This window comes from Flavobacterium sp. GW821-FHT11G01, assembly GCF_058808175.1.
This window is the reverse complement of sequence record NZ_JBXARK010000002.1, coordinates 362,678-375,301: the sequence shown is the minus strand read 5'-3', so window position 1 is coordinate 375,301 and position 12,624 is coordinate 362,678. Positions and strand designations below refer to the sequence as shown.

General features: G+C 31.6%; 9 protein-coding genes. 7 read left to right on the top strand and 2 right to left on the bottom strand.

Annotation, left to right across the window (positions count from 1 at the left end):
* Positions 1-226: 226 nt before the first annotated feature.
* Both AC1RRN_RS05440 and AC1RRN_RS05435 read right to left on the bottom strand, forming a co-directional pair.
* Positions 227-916 (bottom strand): hypothetical protein, encoded by a 690-nt coding sequence (locus AC1RRN_RS05440; RefSeq protein WP_492966331.1) that lies wholly within the window; start codon positions 914-916, stop codon positions 227-229.
* Positions 917-962: 46 nt separating this feature from the next.
* Entirely contained in the window at positions 963-4,916 is a 3,954-nt protein-coding gene (locus tag AC1RRN_RS05435) for a M23 family metallopeptidase (protein ID WP_492966330.1), read from the bottom strand.
* Positions 4,917-5,416: 500 nt separating this feature from the next.
* Here AC1RRN_RS05435 and AC1RRN_RS05430 point away from each other — a divergent pair, with 500 nt between their 5' ends.
* The 7 genes from AC1RRN_RS05430 (at position 5,417) to AC1RRN_RS05400 (ending at position 12,620) form a co-directional block, all read left to right on the top strand.
* Positions 5,417-6,016: a hypothetical protein gene (locus tag AC1RRN_RS05430; protein WP_492966329.1), complete on the top strand. Its 600-nt coding sequence runs from the start codon at positions 5,417-5,419 to the stop codon at positions 6,014-6,016.
* A gap of 37 nt (positions 6,017-6,053) precedes the next feature.
* On the top strand, positions 6,054-6,233 hold the full coding sequence (locus AC1RRN_RS05425; protein WP_492966328.1) for a hypothetical protein: 180 nt from the start codon (positions 6,054-6,056) through the stop codon (positions 6,231-6,233).
* Between the two features lie 231 nt (positions 6,234-6,464).
* Positions 6,465-9,599, top strand: coding sequence for a hypothetical protein (locus AC1RRN_RS05420; protein ID WP_492966327.1), 3,135 nt, complete (start codon positions 6,465-6,467; stop codon positions 9,597-9,599).
* 418 nt (positions 9,600-10,017) lie between these two features.
* Entirely contained in the window at positions 10,018-10,212 is a 195-nt protein-coding gene (locus AC1RRN_RS05415; RefSeq protein WP_492966326.1) for a hypothetical protein, read from the top strand.
* A 65-nt stretch (positions 10,213-10,277) separates the two neighbouring features.
* Positions 10,278-10,748: a hypothetical protein gene (locus AC1RRN_RS05410; RefSeq protein WP_492966325.1), complete on the top strand. Its 471-nt coding sequence runs from the start codon at positions 10,278-10,280 to the stop codon at positions 10,746-10,748.
* Between the two features lie 20 nt (positions 10,749-10,768).
* Positions 10,769-11,326 (top strand): DUF6046 domain-containing protein, encoded by a 558-nt coding sequence (locus tag AC1RRN_RS05405; protein WP_492966324.1) that lies wholly within the window; start codon positions 10,769-10,771, stop codon positions 11,324-11,326.
* Entirely contained in the window at positions 11,319-12,620 is a 1,302-nt protein-coding gene (locus tag AC1RRN_RS05400; protein WP_492966323.1) for a hypothetical protein, read from the top strand. The genes AC1RRN_RS05405 and AC1RRN_RS05400 overlap by 8 nt, the downstream gene beginning before the upstream one ends.
* Positions 12,621-12,624 lie beyond the last annotated feature (4 nt).

Here is a 12,624-nt window from a genome sequence, read left to right as displayed (position 1 = left end):
TTGAAAACATTAATTTTAAAGAATATATTCAAGAGAAAAGAATATTATTATTTAGAAAAAAATAAGTAAAATCGGAAAATCTCTTAAAACAAAGGGTTTCAAAGCGTTTTACCGAGTCTGTCTATAAACATTAATATGGGAATTAACTGTTCAATTGTACTCCCCTCAACTCCACAAAAAAATCCTGTAAACAACGTTTACAGGATTTTTTTATGCTTTTTATATTTTATTCATCTCCAAGTTCAGGAAAACATTCCACTTTCTCTTTTTTTAAATCGATTTCTATAATTTTTTTATTGACTAAATCGAATTTTATAGCTTTTAAAATTTTATCATATTTGCCTTTTGAATTTACTTTATCAATTACTATAGCATAACAAGAATGTCCATTACGCGTTTCGCAACTATAACTGAATACTTTATTATTTCCTAAAATATAATTATATTCTCCTGTATCAGAATATTTTTCAAGACCTTTTATATCTATACATTTCCAATTGTTCTTTTCCTGTCTTCTGAAAAGTCCAATATATAAAATACCTTTATTTTTTTGAAGTGAGAAAACATAATTAGATATTCTAATAATACTAGTGTCATCATTGTATTGATCTAATGCATAATCTTTTAATGTTTGATATTTTATTTCACTATCTAAAGTTGAATCTATTATAAATTCATTAAAATCGCTATCAATGATAAATTTACCTACACCATAATTAATTAGTAAATTGGTAAAATCGTAATCATCCTCATCATAAACCTGATTCAATACGAAAATTTTCCCTTTATTTTTCTTTTCAGAATGAATATCTTCTTCCTTTAAAGGCTTGTTATTACCTGAATCATTATTTAATGACTCTTGTTTTTGATTACATGAAACTAAAGCGAATGTAAAAATTAGTATAAGAATTCTCATAAATATATTTTTTGCTAAAATAATTAAAAAAAAGTTTTTTTTATCTTTATATCTGACTTTCTGGGCTAGGATTCATATTAATATTATTTTTCAATTCACTTATTGCTTCTACTGGACTTGTACTTGCATGTTTAGGTGCAGAAGATGTTCTTACTTCAAAATGCAAATGATGTTGTTTAGGCAATAACTTACTTGCGCCATCTCCTGTATTCCCTGTCAACCCGATAACTTTACCTGCTTTTACTTTTTCTCCTATTTTCAAAGAAATTTTACTCAAATGGGCATAAAAGAAATAATATAACTTTCCATTATAGTATCCTTTTAATGTAATCGTATTTCCATAAGTAGTTGATGGATTTGGTCCAACATTTACTCTAATTCCATCCACACAAGCATGTACATCGGTTCCAATTGGAGCATATAGATCCAATCCATCATGGAATCCTGCATTTCTTGATGGAATAATTCCGTATTTACTAGCATCAATTCTCCAAGTACTATACCATCCTCTTAACTCCATTCTATCAAGTGGATTCCTCCAGATATTCCTCGCGTATTCTCCTTCTTTTTTAGTTTCTTCTAATGCCTCTCTGACTTCCCACACATAAGTTTTCCCATCTTTTTTACCTACTTTTTTACCGTTTTTATCAATTTCATCAGCTTCTCTTAAAAAAGGTTTATTAGCTCGATAAGCTGCTTTTGGATCACCATAAACAACTTCACTATCTATATGTCCTTTTCCTGACGCCGTCGGATAATTCACTGATAAATAAATATCTGTCGCGGTCTTTAATTGATCTTTAGTTTTTAATAAAAACCATTTTTCAACATAATCAAGTTGTTTTAATGCACTCATATTTAGTAATTCTGATCGCTTTACTTTTAAGTGGTCAGAGGCATCCTTGCCAAATTGAATTAATCCAACGTATCCGCCTTTTCTATTATCATCTGGGTCATCTTTAAAAGTACCTGCTGTTGGAGAAAAAGAATTGATTGTTTCAAACGCCATAATGTTCATTAACACATTTGGAGAGAATGGAGTCTCTTTTTGTTTTTCTATATTTTTACATATTTGAACCACTCTTACTCTAAACTCTTTACTCACTTTAGCTCCCCAAATTAATTGCGGATTATTTTCATCAAATTTTTCTATATTCTTTTTACTTGGATTAACATTATTCCCTAAAACAGCATTCAGCCCATTTTTCAAAGAGATTTTAGACTCAACACCTTCAATTCCAATAAAAAACACATCTGTCAATCCTAATAATGGGGATATTTCCTTCCATTTTTTATCCAAAGTAAAATTAATAGTCGCAACTCCTTCAGTGTCTACAATAGCTTTAGCACTGTGTTTGGCATGATGAACATCTTTGTAAATTTTCAATTTTACTTCTTTACCAACCATATTAAAGGTTTTAACTATTCCAGTTACTTTTGCTCCATAAGGCACCTGAGTAAAAGGATTTACACGATTGCCTTCATATATAAAATAAGCATCGGTTATTTTTGCACTCGTCGTAACATTTAATACAGTCTCTTTATAAGCATTGGCGTTTACCTTAAATAAATAGGGTTCGTTTCCGTTTTGTATTCCTTCCAGTTCAAATCTTATTTTGGCAGTTTTTCCATTTTTAATTCCAAACTGTTTCTGCAAATTGGCATCAAATTTTAAGATTTTATCTATTTCACCATTAGCATTGGTTTTGGTGTCGTTGTGATAATTGACAACTTTACTCTCATTTAAGAAGAATTTAATTCTTACCGCTTGATTGACATATCCCGGAATACTTGCTTTGATATGATTGATCTCTCCGGCAAAACCAGATGTTTTCTTTTTGTTGCCGTCATTATAAGTCCAATAAGCTTCGGTTACTTGTGGGTGTTTTACAAATATTTTTTTACTTGATTGTGATTTAAATCCTTCTTTAACATTACTATATGCTTCAATTGTAAATTCACCTTCTTTTTTAGGAATTGAAAAGGTAAAAGATTCTCCTTTAATCAGATATTGCTTTCCTGCATCATTATTTTCTAATTGCAATGGCAAACGATCTGGTACGTATATTTTACCATTTTTATCATAAACCAGCCATTTCACATTTTGTTTTTCCTGTGGTGTAGCTGGCTCAATCATAAAGTTTTGAGCTTTAAATATGGCATTTTGATTTGTTTTACTCCATAAATAAATATCCTTTTCGGCCTTGTTCTCTGTTATCTCTATGCTATTAATAAAGTTTTTGATTGTCTTAATACTGTATTTTTGATTCAGAGTATATTGATCTTTACTAACAACTTTAATACTGTATTCTCCTAAATTTGGCATAGCAAGCTTAACAATACCTGTTGAATCCAATTCTTGTTCGTCCGAAATTGTGGTTACCTTATCTGCGTTTGTATAAGCGATCTGATAATAAAGCTTTAACGGATTTAATGTTTTTACTTCAGGATTTTTTAATACTACTTTAAATAACTGTTCTTCAACTGAAGGTCTTATGAAATTGGTTTTAACAGTTGTCGGAGGTACGATTGTAATTTCCTGAGCGATTATTTCTACTTCTACAAAAGCCGCTAATTTTACATTTCCCTTATTATTACTATTTGATCCCGGATTTCTACCGTAAGCTTCGACTTTATATTTTCCTGGTGTATCAAAATTATAATTAAACGAAGTTCCTTCATTTATAAAAACAATTCCTTTATCATTCTTCTTTTTACTATTGTAAATAATCCAATTGATGTTTTCTCTTTTATACTCTTTACGCTCTTTTATAAGAGTCTCATCAAGAATAAATTGCAAGCTTTCGCCTGTGATAAATTTAGTTGCATCAGTATTTTTAATTTTAACAGCTCCTTTATTTACAGCACTTCCCGGAATCTCCTTGTTATTTATTTCTTTTAAGAAAACATAAACAGCCTCTTTCCCAATATTTGCATATAAGTTATCTGCACTTAGGTTAGGATATATTTTGGTTTTGGTAGTTATTGTAATGGTATTTGGTAACGAGTCTAATCCTTCAACTTGTTTTAGTAATAAAAACAGTTCGTTATATTTCTCAAAAAGATTAGCCACATTGATTGAATCGTCCTTTAATTGTTTTTTGATTATTTCCCAACGACTTTTACTTTCTTTAGAAATTTTTCCTTTAAGTATATTATTATCAATTGACTCGATCATTTTTCTGCGAACCAAATCCCAATTAAAATTCTGAGTCGTTACAACCTGATTTGCTTGTTTTAATGCAGTATACATTTCTGTAAACAGCGTATGTTCTGGTTTACCATCAAAATCTTTTGCAGAAGCATTTTTATTAAAAGATTCAAAAATTTTAGTCCAATAATCTCTTCCAACGGTATCATTTGTGAAGATAGCCTGATCTAATTTCTTTTTAATTTCTTCTTTAATAATTTCAATACTTGGTTGATCAATTCCAGCCTGAAGCATTTGAGGAACTATTAAGGTTTGTTGTGCTGCTACACTTGCATAAGTCTCCGTTATGTCGCTATTTAAGTTTGAAGCATCGTTTTCTGCTCCCGATATCGGAGAAGTAGTGTTGGCTGATGTAGAAGAACTAATTGTTGTTCTTTCAGTGGTATCAGCAACGCCTTCTCCGATTGAAGCACTCGAAGTTGATGTTCTTGTCTCAGAAACTGAAGAAGTAGTACCAAACAACCCTGGTGCGCCGTTAGTGCCTGCTCCAGTTGAGACAGTGAGGTTTGCTATTGTTCCCTCAGAAACCGAAGAAGTATTGCTTACCGTTGCATTAGCAGTGGTATTAGTAGCGCCTTCTCCGATTGAGGTACTAGAATTGTTTACAATAGCAGTAGTATTTAAAGATTTTTGCTCCTGCCATACTTGTGCTATATCTTTTTGCTGACTTATTTCTTTTGAAACTTTGGCTAACTCTTTTAGGATAGCTTCTGTTAAGTGTTCTGAGCTTTTTATATCAGCACTATTTTTTATTGAAAGATTGAAATTGTGAATTGCATTTTTACTCATCGCTAGGCTATTTTTTCTGGATGTAAAAGTAACATCGATACTTGTGATTTTGAAATTTTAAACCACTTGTATTCAGTAGTTTCAGTAAGTTTCCTTTCTGCTGAAACTACTGAAAACACTAGTCTTTTTTATGCTCATTTTCCATTCTTCAGTCTTACTTTTACACCCTCAAATATCAAATAGAGGTATTGTTTTGTTGCAATAATAATTTGCGAATTCTCTCCTCCTATTTTCCAAAAAACAATCTCAATATCTATTTATTAATCACTTAAAAAACAATAACCATTATGGATTATGTATTATCAATTGGCATCAGCAAAATGCCGAAAATACCAGACAAGAGTAATTTTCATTTTTTTCTAAATCAAGCATTTAAAGAAGATATTCCTGCCAGGAAATTTAGCCCTGCTCTATGAAAAAAAAAACATATTCATTATAGAGATGACACCAAAAAAGATCGAGTTTATTAAAAAGTAGTTACATAATTAAAAAACAAAAAAATGGCAATAAAAAAATTAAGCACCATAAAAAGCTGGTTTAAAACAGGTTTAAAACCCACACAATCTCAATTTTCAGACACTTGGGATTCTTTCAGGCATAAATGCGAAAAAGTACCAGTAGAAGATATTGAAGGAATTGATCAATTATTAACTGGAGATAAAATTATTCCATCCGGACAATTTATCGTTTTTAAAGTTAGTCCAAATACAGCTAATGAATTAGAAATTGGTGATAGCGTAACAGGATATTGTGAAGGTAATTTCCTTGGTCAGGCAACATATTACGGTGGAGATACTAGTTTGATGAGCAGTTTTACTGAATCAAACAATTTAGTAGGGAAAATTATATCATTTGTTAATAACCACGTACTTACTATTCAGCTTAATGAGGAAGTACTGCAAAGATCTTATAGTTGCGGCGCCTATAATGGTATTGTACTTATGTATAAAAGACCAGGAGAGTTTGAATTTTCAAGCGCATGGTCTACTGGCTCCTACCCGGAATTATGGATTTCATGGCTTGAATTAACGCCAGGCAGTATTCTTAAATTAAGAGATACTATTGGTGGTTTGAGCGATTCGAAAGAATTTATAGTCTAAAATAATAAATCCAAATTAGAACATTAAACTTATAAAAATGAAAAATATAATCAAAAATTGGAAAACCACAGTGGCGGGAATTATTGTTGGAAGTGTTGCTGTTTGTGTTGCTTTAGGATATATCACAGCCGAAGTTGGCGGGCAAATTACAAGTGTTTGTATTGCTTTGGGTTTAATTGCCGGTAAAGATGGCAATAAAACTGGTGTGGCAAACTAAAAATCATATTCTAGTCAAATCAAGAACGGAGATAGTTGTAAAAATTCATGAGACTTTCCTATTCTTTTAAACAAAAACATTCAAGATTGTCAGAGAACATAAGTATCTGATAATCCTGAATGTTTTATTTGATAAATGCATCAACACAAATTTAGCTTTTGCAGACATAAGAAAGTCTCCACCAAATAACTTCACAAGAACCATTTATAATTTAATTTAAAAAATAAACAGATGAAAGAAAATATAGAAATACAACCTAACCAAGCACAATCATCGGAAGGTACCTATCAAATTAACAAACCTTTACAGCTAAATACTGTACACGAAGGAGAATCAACCGACAATGTTTTGGTTTATGGTTCGGATAATGAAGTGAAGTTTGTTCCTAGAAGCGAGTTTGAAGGTGGTAATCAGGATTTACAACAGACTTTAGATAATGGATCAGAAGGAATAGTTCATAATCAAAACATTTTACTCAATTCTACACACGATGCGTCAGGTTCATCAAGTATAATCTACCTAGTACCAAACGGAACTGACCCGAGATCGACTGGTTTATCAGTATACACTGATGCGAGATTAAATTTAACTGGACAAGGACTTTCAATTAGTACAATGGGTAATGGTACTATAGTTACAGATGAGTTAAATGAATCATTCAATATTAAGGGGGAAGGCAGAAAGGTTCTTATAAATGGCGGAGCCGGAGGTGTTACAATTGAGGGATCAGGAGGAAATATATCTTTAAACGGTTATGCTGAATACAATGGAAATGAGATAGCTACTTTAGACGATATTCCTGCATCCTCCCCAAGTCAAAATATAGACAGTGTACTTGAAAATGGGAATTATGCGTACGGGAAAACTTTGTCTTTAACAGGTTCTGCAGATACTAATAAACTTATAGTAGTTGATGGAGGTTTAGCGAAAAGCACTGAAACATCTCCAACTAGATATAGTTTAATAGATGGATCAACTAATCATTATACTGGATTAGAGTATGATGGAATTGTATTTAATAGAGGTTCTTCTTCTAAATTAACTTTTCCAAATATAAATACAAATCGATATTTACCGTTATCAGTTAATGGGGTCTCGCCTGATTCAAGTGGGAATATAGCTATATCAACAGGAAACTCAATTAGTGGTACTGCAAATTATTTACCTAAATTTAATCCTGCCGAAAATAACGTTATTAATAGTAATGCTATATCAAATAACAACGAATTAGTAATTCAGGGAGCATCAGGAAAATCAGGGCTTAGATTCTCCAACATGGTCTCTTCTGATAAGTTTGTAGAAACCAGGATAAATCTAAGTAAATACTTTACTTCCCTTAGTGCTAAATGTGGCATTGATAAAAAAGGAAATGCTTATTTTCAAGATAATACAACTATGCAAATTGTTAAGATTACACCTGATAAAACAATGACCATTATAGGTTTTCCCGCTCAATCTTATATTAATACCTGGTGTGCAGATAGTTTAGGAAATATTTACTTTACAGCATTAGATTTTAATCTATATAAAATCGATGCTAGCGGAGTATTAACAGCTCCTGCATACGACAAAACAATTCTTCCTCAGGTTACTAAGCTAGGAATAGATTCTGCTAATAATATATATTTAAGCCAAACTTTTGGAAGTTCGATATACAAACTTAACACGTCATTAGAAGCCAGTTTGTTTTTTACATTCCCAAAAGCTTTTAATCGATATATGAATAACAATTTCTTATTTGACAGCGCAGATAATTTATATACCGATGTTGGATATAGTGATGCCTCTTTTTACAAGATAAGTCCTGACGGTACAATTCTATATACAGCTTTTGGTTCAAATGTATCTTATGGATTACCTTACTTTTTCCTTGATAAAGAAATAATTTACATAATCAACCAAATATATCCAAGTAGTCAAAATAATACAGATTATGCTGTTAGGAAAATATCAAATACTGGTCAGGTAACGCAAATAGGTACAATTGCCGGAAATGGGGAAGATATGAATTCGGTAGAACTATTTGAAGGTAGCTTATACTTTACGCGATTCAATGGTACTGATTTAAGTAAATTTGATTTAACCTCAAGTATCACTAGTGTAATATTTAATTTTTCTGCAGCTGGAGGAGTCTTTTCATTAAATCCAAAGGGAGTGTTTAATATACTTTATGGCTCAGGAACTATTAGTATACTTGAGAGACAAAACAGGGGTAATAGAACTACAAATACCGGAGAAATTGTCATGGATGATTTCTATAAATCTGATAGATTGACTCTGGATACACCATTACAAGTTAACAGTAGTCTAAATTTGAATTCACTTAAAAATTCATCAAACAACTTATACAGTAAAACTGCTGAGTGGAATTTAGGAACTATTAAAAATCTTATTGAAGATTCTAAAGGAAATATTTATGCGCTAATTGGGAATGATATATATAAAATAAACTATAAAGGCGACTCTTCTTTATTGGCTACTGCAGGTGCAACTCCATCGATAATGGTTATATCTAATGATATTTTATATACAGCTAATTCCGGAGATGGTTCCGTGTCTAAAATTACCCTTAGTGGTAGTGTAACTACTCTGGCTACCGGAATTCCGAATTGCAAAAACATTGTATTTGATTCTTTAGGTAATTTAGTTTTGCTCGCTAATCCTTCTCCTCAACCATCGGCAACACTTTACAAAGTTACTCCTGCAGGAGTTAAAACTACAATAAAAGCTTTAGGTACTTCATATAAACCTTACTTATCAATAGATTCTTCAGACAACATTTACACAACTCAGTATGGAAGTAATCCTATATATAAAACAACAATGTCTGGAGTATCAGGAAGGATAGGAACAACTGCAGGTAATGTGTATCAGGGACCTCTTGATTCTTATGTACGTTACGTAAGTACTTTTGGATTAACGGCTTGTAAAATAGATCCTGCAGGAACTGCCACTGTAGAAGCTCTAAATACAAGTTATAACATACCCCCTACCTACTCTAATGGAAACATTTATTCATTTGCAGGAAATATGTTCAGAAAAGCGAATGTAGCTACTAATACTTATACAAATTTAATTAGTGCATCTGGCAATATATTAACTCAATTGGTTAGTACAAAGGATACTATCTGGATAGCTGTAGATACCTATCTCCAAAAATATGAAAAACCATATAACAAATTACTTACTACAACTGAGATAGGAACAGTGATTCAGGTAGATGAAGAAATTTCGCAAAAATGGATTAGGAATAATAAAATAATTGAGAATGTTCCAGTATTTGAAAATAATACTTCAGCTAAAATTGAGCTACCAAATAATCATTTATATAGAACATCAACTGGAGTTTTAATGATTACATTTTAACTCGATATAAAGAGCTCTTAATATCAAAAATAGAACAAATTCTAAATTTGTCTTTGGGTGCGATTTAGTATACAAAGCCACCATTAAAAGACTAAAAAAATCTTATAATGGCGGCTTTTTATTCTTACAAATTCTCTTATTATTAATAGCGCTAATAAATCGTCACAAAAAATACACAATACACTAAAAACCAACACCTTAAAAACAACAATTTTCTACTGAAACTACTGAAAACGAAGCTCAAATTTTTCGTTTTTCCCACTCTTCTGCCCTATTTTTACATACTCTAATTTCAACTATTAGTTTGCCTGAGAGGCACAAAAACAGCTTCTATTTTCTACCTATTTTAGAAAGTAGACACCTCAACTATACCAATCACTCAAATAATCATATTAACAATTAAAACAATAAACTAATCATGGATTATACACCAAAAGATTTAGGAGAAACGCCTAAAATACCAGACATGAGTAATTTCAAAAATCCTTTAATGCAGGCATCAGAAGGAAGCATTTTTATCGAAAGCTTTACTATCACTCCTTTAAGTGTATCTGAAAAAAGTGAGAACCTTGCGGAAGTCATTAAAAAAGAAAGCAGAGACAGCGGTATTTAATATTCGAAAATCATTCAACTTAATTCTTCTTCATAAAAAAATATAAAATCCCTAAAACCATAAAAATGCCAGACGAAATAACATTCCAAAAACTAAAAGAAAAATACGGTACGGTATTAAAACTGACCTCAGCTGATCAGGTAACAACTACTTATTGTAAAAAGCCATCCTTTACTACATTCTTAAACTATCAAAATCTATATAAAGACAATGCGCATGAAGCGATCTTGTTTTTATTTAAGGAATGTGTGCTTGATCAGGAAAATTACGATGACGAATTTATGCTTTCTGCAGGAAATTCTATTGTGGCCCTGATCAAAAAAGACAGTGAATTCACCATTGATGCAACTCCGCAAAAAGATGAATTCAAAAAATCGGCAGCGCTTATCAGACATGCTTTTCAGGTGGATCCTTATCAATTATCAATGGATGAGTTTTATAAATTACTTGAAGAAGCGCTCTGGTTACAAAAACACAATGAGAAAAGAATGGAAAATACACTTATGGCGGCCTTTGCACAAACATTTTCAAATTAAAAATAAAAATATAAATCATTATGAAATTCAATTTTAATGTAAACGAAATTTTAGATACCAAAGACACCGAATATAGTGGTATTAATTATAACGAATCAGAATCAAAAGATTTTATTATCGATAAAACCGGAGGCGAATTTAACCTGAGAGTTTTCGCTCCTTTAGTTTTTGAACCGCTCGTAAAAAGTGATCTTAATCTGCCAAGTTTACGAATAGATGCTGTTACAGTCAATCTAAATCGCTCAAAAATTATAAAAAAAGAAGGAATCGAAGGACGAGACTCGACAATCAAAGAACACATTACAAATGGTGATTTTAGTATTTCCATTGAAGGCTTAATTGCTAATGAAACTGGAGATGAATATCCAAAAGAAAAGCTTTTTTTATTGAAACAATTCTTAAATGCTCCTTATTCTCTAAGAGTAACACATGCCATTTTGAATCGATTTGGTATTTATGAACTTGTTATCGATTCTTACTCGATTCCTTCTATTTCCGGAACAAAAAATATTCAAAAATTTACGGCCAGTGCCACATCTGACGAAACTGTTGAACTAATAATTAGAGACAATGCTTAAACTAAATGCTAAAATTAGAGTTTACGAAACGGTAAGACTTATCCCCACTCCTAAGTTTTATGAATTTACTTATGTCAAAAACGTAGACATAAATAGTTCGTACAAATCCCTGACGGATACGGCCACGATTGTAATGCCCAAAAAAGTATATACGGATACCAAAGGATTCGACCAAAACTTATTTACAAACGCAAGTGGTGACGAAAAAACAATTCATGATTTTTTTAAACTTGAAGATTATATCGAAATATTCTTAGGATATGATGGCGATTATAAACCTGCTTTTAGAGGCTATATAACAGGAGTTCAATCAGATATAACAGCAACTATAACTTGCGAAGATGCGATGTATGCCTTTAAAAAAGTAAAGGCTGTAAAAGATGCTGATGTTCAAAATGCAAATGATTCTCTGAATATTGTCGCAACAAACCCAACCACAAATATTGAAAATTTTAATCCTAAAACTTTTTTTGAAAAAAGAAGCAAAGAGTTGAAATTGCCTTTTAAAATAAATGCTCTTGATGAAAATCTGGGAAATGTAATAATTAGCAGAAATCAAAGTTTGTCACAAGTTTTTGAGATGCTAAAAGACAAAGGAATCTATACTTATTTTAAAACTGAAGAAACAGGTCCTGTTCTAACTATTACAAATAATCCGCAACAACATACTACCAGTGAATTAGCTGGTTTTATAGACCGAAATTTCATTAAAAGTCCGTTAGCAGGAGCACTTGTTAAAAAATTAATTAATCAGGGACTTAGCCTTTTAAGTTCTCAATTAAACAAAGCTACTCAATCAATTTCTGATCGTTTTACAGGAAAAGTACGTTTCAGATTTCGTTATAATATTATAGAAGATAAATTAATCGTGGTTAATGAATCGACAAAAAATACACGTACCAGGGTAGAAAAATATTTTAAGAATTCAAATACTCCAATTTATGTTGAGTTAGGTGATCCGAATGGACAATTAACGAAAACCCATGTATTGCATAATGATACTGATGAATTACCTAGAGATCCTGCAGCTTTCAAGAAACAAACGACACAAGTATCTTCAGAATTATATCAATATGCAGCTTTAAGGGCAATGGAATCTAAACCAAGTGGATTTGAGGGTTCATTTCTCACTTTTGGCGAGCCATTTGTTCGGCCTACAGATCAGGTAATTCTTGAAAATGCCAAGGATAAAGAAAAAAACGGAACTTTTCAGGTGGAAAAAGTTGAGCGAAGTTTTGGCGAAAACGGCTACAGACAAAGGATTTATATCGGACGAAGAGTAGAAGCAATCTAAAAAC